The sequence below is a fragment of the Sinanaerobacter chloroacetimidivorans genome (genome assembly GCF_018128545.1).
GTDB classification, from domain to species: domain Bacteria; phylum Bacillota; class Clostridia; order Peptostreptococcales; family Anaerovoracaceae; genus Sinanaerobacter; species Sinanaerobacter chloroacetimidivorans.
In genome coordinates, this window is record NZ_JAGSND010000005.1 from 99,468 (window position 1) to 119,340 (window position 19,873).

The window sequence follows — 19,873 nt, forward strand, 5'->3', positions numbered from 1 at the left end:
AGCCAGAGTGTTGGGCCTGGGATATCCCGGAGGACCTCTGATTGATCAGGTGGCAAAGCAGGGTAACCCCAATGCTGTTGAATTTAAACGTGTTTACTTAGAAAAGGATAGTCTGGATTTCAGTTTCAGCGGCATCAAAACCGGTGTACTGAATTATCTGAATACGCAAAAACTGAAAGGTGCTGAAATCAACGTCCCGGATATTGCTGCCAGTTTCCAGATGGCAGTGATTGAAGTGATCGTTTCGAAAGCCATTACCGCAGCGGAGCGCATGAAAAAAGATAAAATTGTATTGGCAGGCGGTGTTGCGGCAAACAGTCTCCTTCGCCGCATGCTGCAGGAAGCCTGTGATAATAAGGGACTGGCACTATATTATCCCTCTCCGGTTTTATGTACCGATAATGCCGGGATGATCGGGTGTGCGGCGTATTATAAATACCAGGCGGGAATCACGGATAATTTTTATCTGGATGCCTATCCTAATTTAGCTTTATAGGAATGTTATGATTATTTTATCAGCCAATAATATTACAAAAACATATGGGATAGACCCTATTCTGACCGAGGTCTCCTTTCATATCAATCAGGGCGATCGAATCGGTATCGTGGGAGCCAACGGAGCGGGTAAAACCACATTGCTGAACATCCTTTCAGGCCGACTGGCTTATGATTCGGGTGATTTTTTTGTGTCCAATCAAACCACAATGGGGTACCTAAGGCAGAGCGATAATTTCAATTCGGACAAAACCGTGTATGAAGAAATGCTTCTGATCTTTCAGGATCTGATTGAGATGGAAGAGAATATGCTGCGCCTGTCACATGAGATCTCACAGCGCTCTGCGGCAGGGGAAGAGGTTGACAGGCTGCTTCATGAATTGGACGATATGACAGAAGCTTTTCAGAAAAGAAACGGCTATGGATATAAAAGTGAAATCCATGGAATTCTAAACAGTATGGCCTTTCCGGAGGAGTTTTTCCATAAAAAAATCTCTCTGCTGAGCGGAGGGGAAAGAACCAGGCTGGCCCTGGCTGCTTTACTTTTGAAAAAGCCGGATTTATTGCTTTTGGACGAGCCTACCAATCATTTGGACATTGGAACGCTGAAATGGCTGGAGCAGTACCTGAAGGCATATTCGGGGACCGTCGTATTAATTTCCCATGATCGTTATTTTCTGGACCAGACGGTAAATCGAATCTTTGAAATTCAAAATCATAAACTCTTTACATATGAAGGAAATTACTCTATTTTTGCTGAGAAAAAGAGGCAAAAAGAAGAGGACGAATTCCGTAAATATGAACATCAGCAAAAAGAAATCCAAAGACAGGAGGAGATCATACGAAGGTTCAAACAGCATGGAACAGAAAAACTGGCAAAGCGTGCGGCATCCAGAGAAAAACGCCTTACCCATCTTGAAGTGCTGGAAAAGCCGGAAATCTCCCAAGGCAGGATGAAAATTCAATTCCGCCAAAACCATCAAAGCGGCAATGACGTCATTCTCGTTAAGGATTTAGCGAAAAGTTTCGGATACGGGGAGAAAAAGCGTCAGCTGTTTCGCAATGTTGATCTGGATATCAAACGGGGAGAGAGAATATGTCTCGTTGGACCTAACGGAATCGGAAAAACAACTTTACTGAAGATCCTGATGGATCAGGCATCGCCGGATCAGGGTTATGTGAAGCTCGGTCATAATATTGTTTTTGGATATTATGATCAGGAGCAAAGCAGTTTGGATTACAGCAAGACCGTACTGGAAGAAGTCCATTCGGCATATCGGCTTTATACCGATACGGAAGTCAGAAGTCTGCTGGGCAGGTTTTATTTTAAGAATGATACTGTTTTTCAACAGGTCGGTTCATTAAGCGGAGGCGAGAAGGCAAGACTTTCTCTCCTGAAGCTGATGCTTTCCGGCGCAAATCTGCTGCTGATGGATGAACCAACCAATCACCTGGATATTGCATCTAAGGAAGTTTTTGAAGATTCCCTGTTAAATTATCCGGGAACATTGATCGTCGTATCACATGACCGATATTTTTTGAATAAAATTCCCACTAGAATCCTAGAATTATCTGAGAATGGTGTCACAAACTATTTAGGCGGGTATGATTATTATATGGAAAAGAAGCAGTCGCTGGGTTCCGCAAAAAGCTATCTTGACGAGTTGGGAAAACGAGCAATGACAGAGAACGGGAATGACAGTGACGGCGATCCTCGGAACGGCTCAAACGGGAATTCGGCCGGGCTTACACCAATGGAAGCCAGAAAGCGAGACAAAGAGCTGCAGGCTCAGCAAAAAAGAAAGGAAAAAGAACGGATACGGCTGGAAGCTGCAATTGCTGAATTGGAAACTAAAATTGAGTGGATACAGAGTGAAATGTGCAGGGAAGAAATCTACTCGGATCACGAGAAAATAGCCTTGTACCAAGACAATTTAAAGAATGCTCAGGAACTCTTGTCCAACACCTACGAAGCTTGGATTTTGGTTCATGAGTGAGAAATAAAAAAAAATGAAAAAGGTGTTGCAGTATTTAAAAGAGTAACTTATAATAGGTTTTAGCGTAGGAAGCATTGAAAGCAAGAATAGATTGAATTGCTTATAACATGGAGGTAAAACATGACATTTGAAAAAATAAGAGAAATTATTGTAGAGCAGTTAGGAGTAGATGAATCCGCCGTTACACCGGAAACTAGCCTTATGAAAGATCTGGAAGCAGATTCCTTAGACGCAGTGGAAATCATCATGGCAATCGAAGATGAATTCGAAATCGAAGTTCCTGATGAAGAAGCAGAAAAGTTCCAGAACGTAGGCGACATTGTTAAGTATGTAGAAGAAAAATTAAGCTAATACATTAGAAGAAAAAACCCGCAGTCGGCGGGTTTTTTCGTTAAGTGAAAGGCTGAAAAGGACTTAGATAAAAAGTTATCAGACAATTTATGTATTGTGCCTTGGAAAAAATGGTGTTATAATATCATATCAAATCTATAAAGTAAAGTTAGGGAAAGAAGATGAAAGATAATTCAAAGATTTCAAGCGCAGTAATTAAGAGACTGCCAAGGTACCGGAGATATTTATATGATCTTCAAAAGAAAAACGTGGACAGGATCTCATCCAATGAACTTAGCAATTTAATCGGATATACGGCGTCTCAAATCAGACAGGATTTAAATAATTTCGGAGGCTTTGGCCAGCAAGGCTATGGATACAATATCCAGAGTCTCTACAATGAGATCAGCGCCATACTCGGCCTGGATCAGGAATATAAAATGGTTATAGTAGGTACCGGTAATTTGGGTCAGGCCATTGCAAATTACACACACTACTATAAGTCTGGTTTTAAAGTTGCCGCTATGTTTGATGTAAATCCCAAATTGATCGGACTTAGAATCAATGACATTGAAGTACTGGATTATGAAATGCTTGATGAGTTTATGAAAAATAATACCATTGATATCGGTATTATCTGCACCAATAAAGACAGTGCACAGGAAGTTGTTGATAAGCTTTGTGCAGGGGGTGTTAAGGGCATTTGGAATTTTGCACCGACGGATCTGAATCTGAGTGATGATATTGCTTTGGAAAATGTTCATCTGAGTGATAGTCTGCATTCTCTTGCCTATTACATCAACCGCAACAAACAAAAAGATTCATAGGATTCGAAAATGAAAATGAAACTGTATAAGGAATAAAAAATAACCGTTTCGCTAGAAACGGTTATTCATTCGCTTTCAATAGGGTTCTGATAATTGTCGCTGAATGCTTCAATTAACCTTCTACTGGAGCATCAACCGGACATGCATTTGCGCATGCGCCGCAATCGATACATTTGTCAGCGTCGATAACGTATCTGTCATCTCCTGCTGAAATTGCTTCTGTTGGACATTCTGGTTCACAGGCTCCACAGCTGATGCAAGAATCATTGATTACGTATGCCATATGTAATTCCTCCTTAAACAGTGATTTAAACAAGTAGAATAATTATATCAGATGAATGAAAATTTAACAATACGATTTTAGATAATTTTGAGGTAGAACAGTGAAAGTATACGGTTTGGTAGGTCGAAGCGGAACTGGAAAAAGTTATCAGGCTATGAATTTATGCAGGGAAATAAATGTCGAAAGCATAATTGATGATGGCCTGTTCATTTTTGGAAACAGTATTATGGCAGGGATCTCTGCCAAAAGACAAAGTACGAAAATTGCTGCAATTAAAACGGCACTTTTTACCGATGAAGAGCATCGGAAAACTGTCGCTGATAAAATTAAAGAAATTCAGCCGGATAGTATCCTGATCCTGGGCACTTCCATTAAAATGCTGCATCGAATCGCTGAAAGACTGGAGCTGCCGAAGATAGAACGCATTATCCAAATAGAAGCCATCACTTCGGAGAGCGAGAGAGAAGCCGCAAGAAAACAAAGGCATGAGCTGGGTAAGCATGTAATTCCCGTTCCTACCTTCCAGCTGAAACGAGAGTTTTCCGGTTATTTTCTGGATCCCCTGCGGATATTCAGAGGTTGGAGAGGCGGCAAGGCTTCTTTTTCCGAAAGGTCGGTAGTGCGCCCTACCTATAGCTATCTTGGAGATTATTCCATCTCTGACAAAGTAATCGGGGATGTTGTGAACTATATCGGCAGAGAAACGGATGGCGTGGAGTCTATTTTGAGGGTAAACACAGACAGCAATTCCGAAGGAATCAGTATTACCGTACTGGTCATGATGAGTTACGGTATCAAACTTATGGACGTTGCAAAGGATCTGCAGAAAAAAATTGCAAAGCAGGTGGAAACCATGACTGCTTTTCATATCAGATCGGTTGACATAGAGATAAGAGGCCTGAAATAAGAGGTCGAAAAGAAAAGAACGAAAGTAAAAGGGCCAAATAAGAGGATTTAAAAATGAAAATATGGGAAGAAGACAGTAAGGTTATCATCCAGGGAGTAAGGGATTTCCATCCGGATCATATATTTGACTGCGGCCAATGTTTCCGTTGGAATAAAGAGGAGGATGGGAGTTATACAGGCATCGCTCATGGCAGGGTGATCAACGTCAGTTATTTTGAAGATTCGGAAACTCTGGTACTGGATCAAACGACACTGTCTGATTATGAAACAATATGGAAGCATTATTTTGATTTGGATCGGGATTATGGTGAAATCAAAAGACAATTATGCCTGGAAGATGAGATCATGACAGAGGCCGTCGCTTGCTGCTATGGACTTAGAATATTAAATCAGGAGAAATGGGAAACTTTGGTTTCCTTTATTATCTCTCAAAATAACAATATTCCGAGAATTAAAAAATGTATAGAAGGAATTTGTGAAAAATTCGGAGAAGAAGCAGGTACATATAGAGGAAGGAAATATTTCTCATTTCCCCAACCTGAAGTACTTGCCGGGCTGAGTGAAATGGACCTTGAACCCTGCCGGCTGGGATACCGTGCAAAATACATAGTTGAAACGGCTGTTAAGGTATCAGCGGGCGGAACGGAGACGCTAAACCGAATGGGTGAAGCCTCCGATGAAGAGGCGCATTCCTATTTGCTTGGACTTAGCGGAGTAGGACCCAAGGTAGCCAATTGCATCTCCTTATTTTCTATGGGCAAAACCAAAAGTTTTCCTGTGGATGTATGGATCAGAAGAGTCATGACCCAATTATACGGCATTGAAGAATCGGATACGAAAGCGATGTATGCTTATTCCTCTAAACACTTTGGAGATTACGGCGGTATCGCTCAACAATATCTTTTCTATTATATACGTCAGAAAAATAATGAGGCGTGATGATAACCCCTGCCTTGTTGCCTTTGTGTTATAAAGAAAAAGAAATCTATTAAGGTCGGACCAGAAAGGAATCGTATCATGTTAGGACCAGTTGTCAACGGAATCGTTATAATTATTTGCGCTTTGGTAGGAAGATTTCTGGTAAAAGGCCTGCCGCAAAGATTTGAAGAAATCATCAAGAAGGCTCTAGGTCTTTCCATTATGTATATCGGTATAGCAGGTGCCATGGAAAATCAACGAGTGATGCTGCTGATCATCAGTCTGGTCATGGGGAGTATCATTGGAGAATGGATTAATATTGATAAGGGAATGAACCGTATCGGAATCTGGGCAGAGAAGAAAATGGGTTTTGGAGAAGGAAATTTTGCCAAGGGCTTCGTTACTGCCAGCATCCTGTTTTGCACAGGCTCTATGGCTATTGTAGGCGCCATGCAGAGCGGTTTGCAGGGGAACCATGAAATGCTTTTTGCCAAATCAATTCTGGACGGCGTCATTTCTATTGTCTTTGCTTCTACCATGGGCATCGGCGTAGCTTTTTCCGCCGTACCGGTGTTCCTTTACGAAGGAGCCATTGCTTTAGGTGCAGGATTTATAAAAGATATGCTTACCACAGAAATCATTACGGAAATGTCGGCGGTGGGAAGCCTCCTCATTGCAGCACTTGGTTTTAATTTTCTCGAAATCAAGGAAATCAAAGTTGCAAACATGATACCGGCAATTTTTTTACCTTGGCTTTTTTTGGCAATTGAGGCTGCTTTTCTGTAAGCATATAAAAATTCATAAAGAAATTTTAGGAAAAAGTATTGACATTTTTGTGGTAACATATTAAATTAGTCTTAGCACTCACTCGTAAAGAGTGCTAACAAGTTAAAAATGAAAATCAATATATCAGTCTGCCTTTATTTGCCCTGCAAATCGGGCAGGCTAAAAAGTACATTTGTGCACAAATAACTAACAAGGAGAGGAGATTTTAAGAATGAATGTGAAACCATTAGGCGACAGAGTTGTTATTAAAAGATTAGAAGCAGAGGAAAAAACCAAAAGTGGTATCGTGCTTCCGGGACAGGCGAAGGAACAGCCTCAGATGGCAGAAATTGTTGCAGTAGGACCAGGGGGCGTTGTAGATGGTAAGGAAATTACCATGGAAGTCAAAGTTGGAGACGTTGTCATATTCTCCAAATATGCTGGAACTGAAATTAAATATGAAGGTGAAGAATACACGATTCTTTCACAAAGAGATATCTTGGCAATCGTAGGCTAAAATCAGGACGAGGATAAAAAAAGACATATTAAAAAGGAGAGATAGAAAATGGCAAAACAGATCAACTATGGCGAAGAAGCCAGAAGAAAACTGCAGGCAGGTGTAGATCAGCTTGCTAATACAGTAAAAATAACACTTGGACCCAAAGGAAGAAATGTTCTTCTTGATAAAAAATTCGGCTCACCACTGATCACAAATGACGGTGTAACCATCGCAAAGGAAATTGAACTGGAAGATCCATTTGAAAATATGGGAGCACAGCTTGTAAAAGAGGTTGCTACCAAGACGAATGACATTGCCGGTGACGGAACAACAACTGCTACTCTTTTAGCGCAGATCATCATTAAAGAAGGATTTAAAAATGTTGCCGCAGGAGCCAATCCTATGATCCTGAAGAGAGGAATCAAGGGTGCTGTAGACGTAGCTGTAGAAGAAATCAAAAAGCTTGCTCATACAGTTGAAGGCAAGGAAAGCATCGCTCAGGTTGCTTCCGTTTCTGCCGGAGATGATGAAATCGGTGCGCTGATAGCAGAGGCTATGGATAAGGTAGGAAAAGACGGCGTTATCACTGTTGAAGAATCCAAATCCATGGGAACAACTCTTGAGGTAGTAGAAGGTATGCAGTTTGACAGAGGATATCTGTCCGCTTATATGGTTACCGACACTGAAAAAATGGAAGCGGTTCTTTCCAATCCATATATTTTAATTACAGATAAAAAGATTTCAAATATACAGGAACTCCTGCCAATTTTAGAACAGATCGTTCAGCAGGGAAGAAAGCTCCTGATCATTGCAGAAGATGTTGAAGGCGAAGCTCTTGCTACTCTGGTTCTCAACAAGCTCAGAGGAACTTTCGAATGCATCGCTGTAAAAGCTCCTGGCTTTGGTGAAAGAAGAAAAGCAATGCTGGCTGATATCGCAGCCTTGACCGGCGGCCAGGTAATCACCGAAGAATTAGGTTATGACCTGAAGGAAGCTACCATTGACATGCTGGGAACTGCCAACACTGTTAAGGTGAATAAAGAAAATACCGTTATCGTTGACGGTGCAGGCGACCAGAAGGAAATTGCCGCCAGAATCAACCAGATCAAAGCGCAGATTGAAGAAACCACTTCTGACTTTGACAGAGAAAAACTTCAGGAAAGACTGGCAAAACTGTCCGGCGGAGTTGCTGTTATCCAGGTTGGAGCTGCCACCGAAACTGAATTGAAAGAAAGAAAGCTGAGAATCGAAGATGCATTGAATGCGACAAGAGCTGCTGTTGAGGAAGGTTATGTATCCGGCGGTGGAGTTGCTCTGGTCAATACGATTCCTGCGGTAGAAAAATATGTAGAAAGCCTCTCCGGCGACGAGAAGACAGGTGCGGTTATCATTCAGAGAGCTCTGGAAGAACCGGTAAGACAGATTGCAGAAAATGCCGGATTTGAAGGCTCCGTAGTAGTAGCTAAGATCAAGGGCAGCAATGCAGGTGTAGGCTTTAATGCTTCCACAGAAAAGTACGAGGACATGATCGCAGCTGGTATCGTTGATCCGGCTAAGGTAACCAGATCTGCTCTTCAAAATGCTGCATCAGCATCCTCCATGCTGCTGACAACAGAAGCATGCGTGACAGACATTAAAAAAGATGAACCAATGATGCCTCCAATGGGCGGCGGAATGGGTGGAATGGGCGGAATGATGTAATTTCGCATCGCTCGATCCGAGATAAATAAATCGTATAAAAAGCTGAATGCAAGACTCCCTGTGGATCCACAGGGAGTCCTATTTTTTGCCATAAGAAAACCTTCGGCTGAGCAGGATGGATCATAATTGGAAAAGAAAATGGCAGCGTTGGTACGGTTTTTTATTTGTTTATTGCACTTGTATCAACATTCATTTCTGTTATAATGTGGAATTAAGAACAGGTTTATTCTGCGAAGGAGGATGAAAGATGGCTTCGAAACATGTGGATTATGAAAAAATTATTAAACAGTCTCCCAACGGGATTGTTTTTACGGACCCTAACTTTGTTGTGAAATATTTTAATGCAGCAGCAGAACGTCTGACGGGTATTAAAAAAGTGAATGCCATGGAGAAATGTTTTTTTGAAGTATTCCCTCAAATGAAGCCCTATCGAGATGCTCTTGATGAAGATAAACTGAATCGTATTGAAATCAATGAGAAGAACCTGTGCGTAAGATATTTTGAAAATCATGAAAAGGACGAAAATTTCGAAACAAGAAAAAATCGTGTCTTTATCATGCATGATTACTATGAGGCACTGGCGCTGGCGACGGAGCTAGAGCGGACTGAGCAGATCATGGCAGAGCTTCAGGAGATAATAGAAGGTTCTTTTGATGGTATTCTCGTTACAGATGGAGAGGCCAATGTATTGCTTGTAAATCAATCGTATGTGCGAAATACGGCTATTAAAAAGGAAGAACTTATCGGACATAACATGAAAGAGCTCATCAATCCGATTTGGATGAAAAATTCTGTAGCTCTGCTGGCAATCGAGCAGAGACAGCCTGTATCTCTTCATCATACAACCCAGCATGGAAAGAATATCATGGTCACAGGAACTCCCATCTTTGATGGGGAAGGAAATATAAAGAAAGTCGTGATCAACTCCAGAGATATTTCTGAGATTTACGAGCTTCGTGCGGAACTGTCCAAAGCTAAAGAAATGGAAAAAATATATTTTCAGCAAAGCACAGAGGAAGATGATTCCTTTTCAGATAAAAACAGTGACCTGGTTGTGGTGGATGAGAAAATGAAAGAAATTTATTCCCTGGCGAAAAAGATCAGTAATTTTAATACCACTGTTTTGATATCCGGTGAATCCGGTGTAGGGAAGGAAGTGGTAGCCAACTATATTCACAATGAGAATACGCTAAAGAAGGACCGTCCCTTTGTTGCCGTCAACTGTGGGGCCATTCCTGAACAGCTGCTGGAATCTGAGCTCTTTGGCTATGTGGATGGCGCCTTTACCGGTGCGGCAAAGGGCGGTAAAGCAGGTTTATTTGAGGCTGCTGACGGTGGTACGCTCTTTTTGGATGAAATTGGGGAAATGAGCTTAAATCTTCAGGTAAAACTGCTGAGAGCATTGGAAACCCGGACTATAACCAGACTGGGCTCCTCTGCAGCGATACCGGTAAATATCAGAGTGATAGCAGCCACCAATAAGAAACTGACGGAAAAGGTAGAAGAAGGAACCTTCCGTGACGACTTGTTTTACCGGCTCAATGTGGTAAGTCTTGAGATCCCGCCACTCAGGGAACGCACTGCTGACATTGCACCTTTGGCGTTAAAATTTATACATAAATTTAACCGGCTTTATGGGCAGAACAAGAAATTTACCTATGAAGTCATGAAGGAACTGGAATCCTACTCTTGGCCGGGCAGCATCAGACAACTGAAGAATGTCATTGAAAATATGGTGGTAGTGAGCAACAATGAATATTTGCAGCTCAATGATCTGCCATGGCTTTCCACAGCCTCATCAGCAGCAGATGCCAAAAAGGATGAGATGCTTTCTTTGCAAGAGGCTTTGGATCAAGTCGAGCTTAGAATATTGACTGATGCAAAAAAGAAATACGGATCCAGCCGAAAAATGGCAGAAATTCTTAAAGTAGATCAATCTACCATCATTCGGAAACTAAAAAAGTACAACCTATGATGTAAAACTGCTAAAAACATATGGGAAACGATGTATAAATGCATCGTTTCCGCAGGATCATTTCGTCAGAAAATAGTTGAATAAACGAACAAATAAGAGAATCTGAAAATTATAAATCACGACAATCCGTGTATTTGTAATATTTTCAGATTCTCTATTTTTTTATTTGGATGAGAACCTGAAAGTTGGCACAGGCGTTGCTCATATAGGAGATGAGAAAATGCAGAACATTCGATGATAGAGAAATAGGAGGTATCAAATTGGAAGAGCAGAAGACATCAAAGCAATTGTTAGGCGAATTGCTGGATAAACATTATGCAGATGCCTTGCAGGCAAAAGCTGAAGGGAAAAAAATCGCTTGGTCAACTTCCATAGCACCCCAGGAGCTTCTTGAAACCATGGGCATTCATGTTGTCTATCCTGAAAATCATGCTGCCGCCATCGGTGCCAGGAAGCATGCACAGCAATTCATTAATCACTCAGAAGGGAACGGTTATTCCGTGGATATCTGTTCCTATGCCAGAGTCAATCTTGCATATATGGACATTCAGGAATGTGAAGCAGCAAATATGCCGCTGCCGGATTTTATCTTTTGCTGCAACAACATCTGTAACACGGTAATCAAATGGTATGAAAATATCGCCAAAGAATTAAATATCCCGATGATTTTGTTCGATCTGCCATTTAACCACCAATATGAGGTGAATGATCAGAACGTGAAATACATAAAAGGGCAGTTTCTTCACGCCATTGCACAATTGGAGGAAATTACCGAACAGCGGTTTGATTATGACCGGTTCCGGGAAGTTATGAAAATTTCTTCGGAAACATCAAAGTGGTGGAAAAAAGCATCTCTGTTAGCCAGGGCAAAACCTTCGCCGCTGAACGGATTTGACTTGTTCAATTATATGGCAACCATCGTATGTATGCGGGGAACAAGAGAAGGGCTGGAACTTTTCAAGCTCTGGCACGACGAGCTGGCAGAAAAGAGTGAAAAGGGAATTGGTCCATGGAAGGACGGAGAAGAAAAGTACAGGGTAATGTGGGACGGCATCGCATGCTGGCCGTATCTCGCCGATACGTATAAGGTCCTGAAGAAAAACGGCATCAACATGGTGACCTCCACCTATCCGGACTCCTGGTATATCGTTTATGAGGAAAATGATCTGGATGGAATGGCAAGAGCCTACAGTTCCAATTATGTAAACAGAAATCTTGATTTTGGAGCGGATAACATCATCAATATTGTGAAGGACTTCAGTTTAGACGGAATTATTTATCATTCCAACCGAAGCTGTAAACTGATGGACTTCAGACAGTTTGAAGTACAGCGCAGGGTGGAAGCAGCAACCGGTATTCCTTCCGTCATCTTTGACGGGGATCAGACGGATCCCAGGGCATTTTCTCTTGCGCAGTATGAAACCAGAATCCAGGCATTGGTGGAAATGATGGAAGCCAGAAAGAAGAATGGGGGGATACGATAATGAACGATTTGATGCAACTGATAAGGGAGCTAGAGGAAATTGGAGAGAATCCCCGCCCATCCATTCTGAAATCCATGAAAGAGACAGGGAAAGAAGCGGTAGGATGCTTTCCGATATACACGCCGGAGGAGATTGTATATGCTGCAGGAATGCTGCCCGTTGGCATGTGGGGAGGGCAAATCGTTGGCAGGCAATCAGATAGATATCTTCAAAGCTTTTGCTGCTCCATTATGAAAGCAAACACGGAACAGGCATTGATCGGGAGCTATGATTTCCTTTCTGCGGTCATTCTTACCACCTTCTGCGATACTCTCAAGTGTATTGTAGAAAACTGGAAAGTGGCCTTGCCGCAGCTCTGCTTGATTCCCATGGTATATCCGCAAAACAGAAAAATTGATGCAGGGAAACAATTTATGAGGGAAGAGCTGATGAGAGTCATTGCTGAGCTGGAAAAGGTGACGGGAAGGGAGATCACCGTCAAAGCACTGGAAGAGAGCGTAGAGCTATATGATGAGTATAGAAGAACCATGCAGGAATTTGTTGATCTTGTTCCGGAGCATCAGGAACTCCTTTCCGCAAAGCGAAGACATTTAATCATTAAAGCAGCCTATTTTATGGATAAGAAAATCTATACAGAAAAGTTGAAAAAACTGATTCAGGAGATCAAGAAAATGCCGGTGGAACAGGGGAAAAAGAAAAAGATCATCATTACCGGATTAATCAGCGAACCACAAGGCATGTTGGATATTTTGACGGAAAACGGTATGGTTATTGTTGCAGATGACCTGGCACATGAATCCAGGCAGTTTCGGTCCATTGCTCCCAAAAAAGGAGATGCGCTAGACAGAATGACTGAGAGGCTTGCCTTGCAGGACGGATGCGCCTTTTTGTATGACGAAGCAAAGTCCAGAGGCAGCATGCTCATCGACATGGTAAAGAAGTATGATGCAGATGGCATTATCTTCTGCCAATTAAAATTCTGTGATCCCGAAGAGTTTGACTATCCTATCATCAAGAAAGAGTTGCAGTTAAAAGAAATCCCCACTTTGTATATAGAGATAGAACAGCAGATGGATTCCTTGGAGCAATTGAGAACCAGAATCCAAAGCTTTGCAGAAATGTTGGCATAAAGGAGAAACAATATGTATTTAGGAGTAGACATTGGCTCCTCTTCCTCAAAGGCTGTGATTATCGACACAAACGGTGTTGTCTGCGGGGAAGGGATCGTCAATATCGGTACAGGAAGCAAAGGGCCCCAGTTATCCGTTACCATGGCATTAGAGCAGGCTGGAATCGAAAAAGAGGATATCAAAAAGTGCGTGGTAACAGGCTACGGCAGAATGATGTATGAAGGTGCGGACAGGCAGATAACCGAAATTAGCTGCCATGCCAAGGGCGTAAAACATTTATGGCCGGATGCAAGCACCATCATTGATATCGGTGGGCAGGATGCCAAAGTGATTCGTGTATCGGTGAACGGAACAGTGGAGAATTTCGTAATGAATGAAAAATGCGCTGCAGGGACGGGAAGATTTCTGGAAGTGATGGCAAGAGTTCTGGACTGTAAAATACAAGATCTTGCCAGACTGGCAGCCAAAGGAAAACCTGGTGTTGTGATTAGTAATACCTGTACTGTATTTGCAGAATCAGAGGTGATCTCTCAGCTTGCTTCCGGAAAAAGTGTGGAAGATGTGGCGCTGGGAGCGCATACCTCTATCGCCCAAAGAATTGCAGGCCTATGTAATCGAATCGGAATTGCAGATGCTGTGGTGATGACCGGTGGCGTTGCCCTAAATTACAATGTGGTCACAGCAATAGAAAAAGAAATTAAACATTCAATTATCAGATTAGAGGATCCTCAGGCTATGGGTGCTCTGGGGGCAGCAATCTTCGCATTGGAAATGGATTAAGATACCGGGCTTAAGCCTGTGGGAAATGGAGGAAATTATGAATATTAAAAAAGTCGCAATGGTAGGCGGGGGAACGATGGGAAATCAAATCGCAATGCAAGTGGCGATTTCCGGTTATGAAGTTACCTGTTATTCCAGAAAAGCAGAAACTGTGGAAAAGGCAGAAGCCTTTTCAAAAGGCTGGTTTGAGAAAAGTGTGGCAAAGGGAAAAATGACCGAAGCGGAGACTGCCGGAATCCAAAGCCGTCTTACGTTTACAACGGATCTGGCGGCAGCAGTCAAAGATGTGGATCTGGTCATAGAAGCAGTGGTGGACGTATTGGAAGTCAAAAGAGCCATTCTGAAACAAATCGATGCGCTGACACCCGACCATACGATTTTCGCCAGCAATAGTTCTTACATAGTAAGCTCCAAATTCTGTGATGTTGTATCACATCCGGAAAACGTATTAAATCTTCATTTCTTCAATCCGGCATTGATCATGAAGCTGGTAGAGGTTGTGAAAGGTCCCCATTGCAGTGAGGAAACCATCGAAACCATGCTTGCTTTCGTAGAATCGATTGGGAAAGTGCCGGCGCTTGTGAATAAGGAAATCTATGGTTTTATCGTAAACCGCATCTTCAGTGCCATAACAAAAGAGGCATGCTATATGTACGACCAGGGCGTTGCCTCCTTCGAAGATATCGACAAGGCGGTAAAGTTCGGCCTGTCACATCCCATGGGCCCCTTTGAACTTTTGGATATGACGGGAATTGATTTGGAGTATGACGTATTGACTGAGAAATATAGGATGACAGGGGACCTGTCGGATAAACCCAGCCCTGCCATTGTAGAAAGATATGCAAGAGGTGAGTACGGGAGAAAGAGCAAAAAGGGATTCTATCAATATTAAACCTGATAATCCTTTTTTCTCGAGATGAAACGGAGGAACCTATGGAATTTCTAATATATGAAATCATCGGTCAAATTGCCGTGATTAAGATCAATCGGCCCAAAGCGTTAAATGCCTTAAATCCTTTGGTAATAAAAGAGCTGGATGCTGTTATTAAAGAGATTGAGGAAAGCCCCGATGTAAAGGTACTCATTTTGGGAAGCAATAATCATTTCGCAGCAGGTGCGGACATCAAAGGAATGGTGGACTGCGATGTAGAAGAAGCTAAGTCCTTTTCGTTCTCCAATTCTCTTCAAAATATTCATGGTTTGAGGATCCCAACCATTGCAGCGATAGATGGTTATGCTTTGGGTGGCGGGTTGGAGCTTGCACTGACCTGTGACTTCAGAATCGCCTCTAGCGCTGCTAAGCTGGGATTCCCGGAAATCAATCTGGGTATTATGCCCGGGGCCGGGGGAACCATTAGAGCGCCCCGATTGATCGGAGAGTCGAAAGCCAAGGAATTGATTTTCTTTGGGGAGATGATAGATGCAAATGAAGCGCAACGTATTGGGCTTGTGAATCAGGTCGTGGAGAAAGAACAACTCATGGACACTGCCATGGAATGGGCCCGAAAGTTAAGTGAAAAAGCGCCAATTGCACTGAAGGCGGCAAAAGAAACCATTGAAGCGGGGCTGGAAGAGCCTCGGCTGAGGGAGGCCCTGAAAATCGAAGACCAAAATTGGGCCGGACTATTTGCAACATCAGATCAAAAAGAAGGTATGAGAGCCTTTATCGAAAAGAGAAAAGCGGTTTATCTAGGAAAATGACCAGCGTTTTCCAATCAAAGATCAGTAATTCACAATCATATAAAGGAGGAAGAAATATGAGAAATGTAGTAATCGTAGCAGGTTGCAGAACGCCAATCGGCACCATCGGAGGTCAATTCAAGTCCATTACATCTTTGGATCTGTCCATTCCAGTCATGCAGCAATTAGTAGAACGATCAGGCATTGATCCAAGTATCATTGACGATGTGATCTGGGGGTGCAACTACCAGAGAACCTATAAAGAGAACAACCTTGCAAGAGTAGCTGCCGTAAAAGCGGGTCTGCCTGTTACCGTTCCAGGGATAACAATCCATAGAAACTGTACATCTTCAATGTCATCCATACAGATGGGCTACTACCAGATTAAGGCTGGAGAGGCTGACTGCATTATGGCAGGAGGTGCTGACAGCATGAGCACAGCACCCCACATGACTTTTGATGCCAGATATGGCAAGAAATTTGGACACAGCGAGCTTCGTGATTCGATGTGGGATTCCCTGACGAATTTAGGAGTAGGCCCTGCTATGGGTATCACGGCAGAAAATGTCGCTGAAAAATATGGAGTCTCTAGAGAAGAGCAGGATCAGTATGCACTATTAAGCCAGCAAAGAGCCGTAGCTGCAATCGATGCAGGGAAGTTCAAGGAAGAAATTATTCCAGTAACTATCCCCGGAAAAAAGGCAGACACGGTAATTGATACCGATGAATACCCAAAAAGAGATGTAACATTGGAAGGACTTGCAAAGCTAAGAGCAACCTTTAAGGATGGAGGAACTGTAACACCCGGAAATGCATCGGGAATGAATGATGCCGCTTCAGGCGTACTGCTGGTTGAAGAAGAGAAGGCAAAAGAATTAGGACTTCCGATCTTAGCAAGAATCGTATCCGTAGCCACTACCGGAGTAGAACCTGAAATTATGGGCATTGGTCCGGTAAGTTCTTCAAAGAAAGCGTTGGAAAAAGCCGGGCTTACCATTGAGGATATTGAACTGTTCGAAATTAATGAGGCTTTTGCCGCACAATGTGTTGCAGTAGAAAAAGAGCTGGGAATTAACAGAGATATTCTAAACGTAAATGGTGGAGGTATTTCTCTAGGTCATCCGGTGGGCGCGACGGGAAGCAGAATTGTAATTACCTTACTGTATGAAATGGAGAGAAGAAACAACAAGTATGGACTCGCCACCCTTTGCGCAGGAGGGGGGATGGGCACCACTGTCATTGTCGAAAGAATTTAATTCGGGGTTAGCATCGGCGGCTAACAAAGTCATTGAGCAAAATTGCCTTTGCAAACCGTGTTGTACTTTGTCAACCGATGCTACTGTTTAACGAAACCACAGTTTTATTAAGGAGAAGAGAAGATGGTTAATTTAAAGCAACTTTGTAAAAACAGCGAACTCGCAGCTGAATACAAAAAAAAGCTTGTAACAGCAGACGAGGCCGTAAAAGTAGTAAAATCGGGTGATCGTGTCCATTATGGCCTTTTCTGCGGAATCGTCAGAGATTTGGACCAAGCATTGGCAAAACGTACTGAGGAGCTTCAGAATGTATTGGTATGCGACACCATCTGGGCTTACGATGAGATTCCGGCCATTTTGAAGGCTGACCCTGATTCAAAGCACTTCAAGTATCTAAGCACCCATATGAGCGGATTGGATCGAAAGATGAACAAAGAAGGAAGATGCTGGTTCATTCCGGTACAATTCCGTGAAAATCCTAAGCTTTGGGCTGAAAACGTAGGGGATATCGACGTGGCCATGCTTCAGGTTTCGCCTATGGACCGATTCGGACATTTTAACTTTGGTCCCCAGACAGCAGAGTATTGGGGAATATTCGCTGCCGCAAAAAAAATCATTGTAGAAGTAAATGAAAACCAGCCGGTCGTTCATGGTGTTCAAAATAGCATACATATTTCACAGGTAGACATGATCGTAGAAGGTTCCAATGGGAAGCTGCCAAACCTGATCGCAAAACCTGCCAGTGAGACGGAAAAGAAGATTGCCGGACATATTGTAGAGAGAATCAGAAGCGGAAGCACATTACAGCTAGGTATCGGCGGAATGCCGAACTACGTGGGATCCATGATATCCGAATCCGATATTAATGATTTGAGTGTACATACGGAAATGTTTGTAGACGCTTATGTAAATCTTTATAATGAGGGTAAGATTACGGGCAATAAGAACACAAACAAAGGGAAAATGGTGTTTACCTTTGCTATGGGCTCACAGGCAGTGTATGATTTTCTGGACGATAATCCCATGGGCTATATGGCACCGGTTGACTATGTCAACGCCTTGGAGGTCATTGCCGCTAACGATAATTTCGTTTCCATCAATAGCTGTCTCCAGGTTGACCTCTTTGGACAGGTAAATTCGGAATCAGCCGGGCTTCAGCACATTGGAGGGACCGGGGGGCAGTTGGACTTCGTAATGGGTGCGTTTAAATCCAATGGAGGCCAAAGCTTCCTTTGTACACCATCTGTAAGAATCAATAAAGATGGAAGCAAGGAATCCCTGATCGTGCCAAGATTACCCGAGGGTTCTATCGTATCTGCGCCAAGAAGCGCCAGCCATTATATCGTAACAGAATTTGGCGCTGCTAATATGAAAGGGAAATCCACCTGGGAAAGGTCGGAATTGCTCATTTCCATCGCACATCCTGAGTTCCAGGATGAATTGATCAAAGAAGCAGAGAAAATGGGAATTTGGAAAAATAGCAGTAAAATATGTTATTAAGTTGTGAGGAGGAGGAAAAATGAAAATGAAATATGACGATTACAAGGAATACTTAAGCCCTGTTCTGGCGAAAGCGACAAATCTCGTAGTAGAGAGCGCCAAAGGCAGCTATATTACAGATGTGGACGGCAATACATATTTAGACTTTGTGCAAGGAATCGCAGTAAATGCCTTGGGGCATTGTCATCCGGAAGTCGTGAAGGCAATATGTGCCCAGACTGAAAAGCTGATTTCAGCTTCTTTCAATCTTGTCAATTATCCTACGACATTGGGATTAGCCAAAGAACTTTCAAAAGTGACGCCTGGAGACCTTGACGTTATCTTTTTCAGCAATGGCGGTGCTGAGGCCAATGATGGTGCTCTCAAATTAGCACGTAATTTTACACATCGTCCTGGGATTATCTCTTTCAGAGGTTCCTTTCATGGCAGAACGATTGGTGCTGCCAGTATCACCGGCTCTAATTCAAAATATAGAAAGAATCAAGAGCCGTTGCTGCCCTCTGTATACTTCACACCTTATCCGACATGTTACCGATGCCCATATAACACGACTGAAGATAAGTGCTCTTTAGACTGTCTTCAAGAGCTGCAAAGAACTTTTGACTATCTGATTGCGCCTGAAAATGTAGCAGCAATTATCATGGAACCGGTTATGGGAGAAGGCGGATATGTAGTGCCTCCTAAAAGGTTTGTTCAGGAGCTCAGAAAATTGTGTACAAAGCATGGTATTCTGCTAATCTTTGATGAAATTCAGTCCGGATTCGGAAGAACCGGTAAAATGTTTGCCAGCGAACACTTTGATGTCATGCCCGATATTATGACGCTGGGAAAAGCCATTGCAGGCGGCCTTCCGATGTCGGCAATTGTCAGTACCAATGAAATTATGGAAACTTGGAAGCCAGGCATGCATGGAACCACCTTCGGAGGTCACCCGGTATGCGCAGCGGCAGGATTGGCAGTGCTAAAGGTCTTCGAAGAAGAAAATATACTGGAAAATGTAAATACACAGGGAGATTATCTAAGGGCCAGATTGCTGGAGATGCAGAAAAAATATCCTGTTATGGGAGATGTCAGAGGCCTGGGACTCATGATGGCAGTAGAGTTTGTGAATCTTGATAAGTCACCAAGTGCAGAAGCGTTGAACAAGGTAAAGGATTACTGTCTGCATCATGGGCTCCTCACATTAAGCTGCGGCGTTTATGGCAACGGCTTCAGATTTGCAACGCCTCTTAATATCAATCGTGAGGATCTGGATAAAGGATTGGCAATATTCGAAGATGCTCTTAAAAATCTATAGGACAGCTGGCTAAAATTCAATTGTATCATCTCATTCAGTTAGCTTTATGC

Annotated in this window: 19 protein-coding genes; 18 read left to right on the plus strand and 1 reads right to left on the minus strand. The window is 42.8% G+C overall.

Going from position 1 to position 19,873, the window contains the following annotated elements; genetic code table 11:
• The 4 genes from KCX82_RS09305 to KCX82_RS09320 all read left to right on the plus strand — a co-directional run.
• Positions 1–496 (plus strand): Kae1-like domain-containing protein (locus tag KCX82_RS09305; protein WP_319633342.1); only part of this gene is annotated, 496 nt, incomplete at its 5' end.
• Positions 497–503: 7 nt separating this feature from the next.
• Positions 504–2,492 carry an ABC-F family ATP-binding cassette domain-containing protein gene (locus KCX82_RS09310; protein ID WP_227018190.1) on the plus strand — a complete coding sequence of 663 codons (1,989 nt, stop codon included), beginning with the start codon at positions 504–506 and terminating at the stop codon, positions 2,490–2,492.
• A 120-nt stretch (positions 2,493–2,612) separates the two neighbouring features.
• Positions 2,613–2,843, plus strand: coding sequence for an acyl carrier protein (gene acpP / locus KCX82_RS09315; RefSeq protein ID WP_227018191.1), 231 nt, complete (start codon positions 2,613–2,615; stop codon positions 2,841–2,843).
• Between the two features lie 161 nt (positions 2,844–3,004).
• A complete protein-coding gene (locus KCX82_RS09320) occupies positions 3,005–3,649 on the plus strand; it encodes a redox-sensing transcriptional repressor Rex (protein WP_227018192.1) in 645 nt (214 codons plus the stop codon).
• A gap of 112 nt (positions 3,650–3,761) precedes the next feature.
• On the opposite strand, the gene KCX82_RS09325 is transcribed toward KCX82_RS09320, so the two are convergent.
• Positions 3,762–3,932, minus strand: coding sequence for a 4Fe-4S binding protein (locus KCX82_RS09325; protein WP_227018193.1), 171 nt, complete (start codon positions 3,930–3,932; stop codon positions 3,762–3,764).
• Between the two features lie 100 nt (positions 3,933–4,032).
• Here KCX82_RS09325 and KCX82_RS09330 point away from each other — a divergent pair, with 100 nt between their 5' ends.
• From KCX82_RS09330 to KCX82_RS09395, 14 genes are all read left to right on the plus strand, one after another.
• A complete protein-coding gene (locus KCX82_RS09330; protein ID WP_227018194.1) occupies positions 4,033–4,839 on the plus strand; it encodes an Asp23/Gls24 family envelope stress response protein in 807 nt (268 codons plus the stop codon).
• 53 nt (positions 4,840–4,892) lie between these two features.
• Positions 4,893–5,777 (plus strand): DNA-3-methyladenine glycosylase family protein, encoded by an 885-nt coding sequence (locus KCX82_RS09335; protein ID WP_227018195.1) that lies wholly within the window; start codon positions 4,893–4,895, stop codon positions 5,775–5,777.
• Positions 5,778–5,855: 78 nt separating this feature from the next.
• The gene (locus tag KCX82_RS09340) at positions 5,856–6,542 is read left to right on the plus strand and encodes a DUF554 domain-containing protein (RefSeq protein WP_227018196.1); all 687 of its coding nucleotides are present in this window, start codon (positions 5,856–5,858) and stop codon (positions 6,540–6,542) included.
• A 211-nt stretch (positions 6,543–6,753) separates the two neighbouring features.
• Complete coding sequence (gene groES, locus KCX82_RS09345) at positions 6,754–7,038, plus strand: co-chaperone GroES (RefSeq protein WP_227018197.1); 285 nt, start codon at positions 6,754–6,756, stop codon at positions 7,036–7,038.
• A 48-nt stretch (positions 7,039–7,086) separates the two neighbouring features.
• Positions 7,087–8,721, plus strand: coding sequence for a chaperonin GroEL (groL, locus tag KCX82_RS09350; RefSeq protein ID WP_227018198.1), 1,635 nt, complete (start codon positions 7,087–7,089; stop codon positions 8,719–8,721).
• A 247-nt stretch (positions 8,722–8,968) separates the two neighbouring features.
• Positions 8,969–10,696 (plus strand): sigma 54-interacting transcriptional regulator, encoded by a 1,728-nt coding sequence (locus tag KCX82_RS09355; RefSeq protein WP_227018199.1) that lies wholly within the window; start codon positions 8,969–8,971, stop codon positions 10,694–10,696.
• A 260-nt stretch (positions 10,697–10,956) separates the two neighbouring features.
• A complete protein-coding gene (locus tag KCX82_RS09360) occupies positions 10,957–12,180 on the plus strand; it encodes a 2-hydroxyacyl-CoA dehydratase subunit D (protein WP_227018200.1) in 1,224 nt (407 codons plus the stop codon).
• Entirely contained in the window at positions 12,180–13,310 is a 1,131-nt protein-coding gene (locus tag KCX82_RS09365) for a 2-hydroxyacyl-CoA dehydratase subunit D (RefSeq protein ID WP_227018201.1), read from the plus strand. The genes KCX82_RS09360 and KCX82_RS09365 overlap by 1 nt, the downstream gene beginning before the upstream one ends.
• A gap of 12 nt (positions 13,311–13,322) precedes the next feature.
• The gene (locus KCX82_RS09370; RefSeq protein WP_227018202.1) at positions 13,323–14,090 is read left to right on the plus strand and encodes an acyl-CoA dehydratase activase; all 768 of its coding nucleotides are present in this window, start codon (positions 13,323–13,325) and stop codon (positions 14,088–14,090) included.
• A 37-nt stretch (positions 14,091–14,127) separates the two neighbouring features.
• The gene (locus KCX82_RS09375; protein ID WP_227018203.1) at positions 14,128–14,982 is read left to right on the plus strand and encodes a 3-hydroxyacyl-CoA dehydrogenase family protein; all 855 of its coding nucleotides are present in this window, start codon (positions 14,128–14,130) and stop codon (positions 14,980–14,982) included.
• 41 nt (positions 14,983–15,023) lie between these two features.
• The gene (locus tag KCX82_RS09380) at positions 15,024–15,791 is read left to right on the plus strand and encodes an enoyl-CoA hydratase/isomerase family protein (protein WP_227018204.1); all 768 of its coding nucleotides are present in this window, start codon (positions 15,024–15,026) and stop codon (positions 15,789–15,791) included.
• 56 nt (positions 15,792–15,847) lie between these two features.
• Entirely contained in the window at positions 15,848–17,026 is a 1,179-nt protein-coding gene (locus KCX82_RS09385; protein WP_227018205.1) for a thiolase family protein, read from the plus strand.
• A gap of 123 nt (positions 17,027–17,149) precedes the next feature.
• Positions 17,150–18,526 carry an acetyl-CoA hydrolase/transferase family protein gene (locus KCX82_RS09390; protein ID WP_227018206.1) on the plus strand — a complete coding sequence of 459 codons (1,377 nt, stop codon included), beginning with the start codon at positions 17,150–17,152 and terminating at the stop codon, positions 18,524–18,526.
• 19 nt (positions 18,527–18,545) lie between these two features.
• Entirely contained in the window at positions 18,546–19,823 is a 1,278-nt protein-coding gene (locus KCX82_RS09395) for an aspartate aminotransferase family protein (protein ID WP_227018207.1), read from the plus strand.
• The last annotated feature ends 50 nt before the right edge of the window (positions 19,824–19,873 follow it).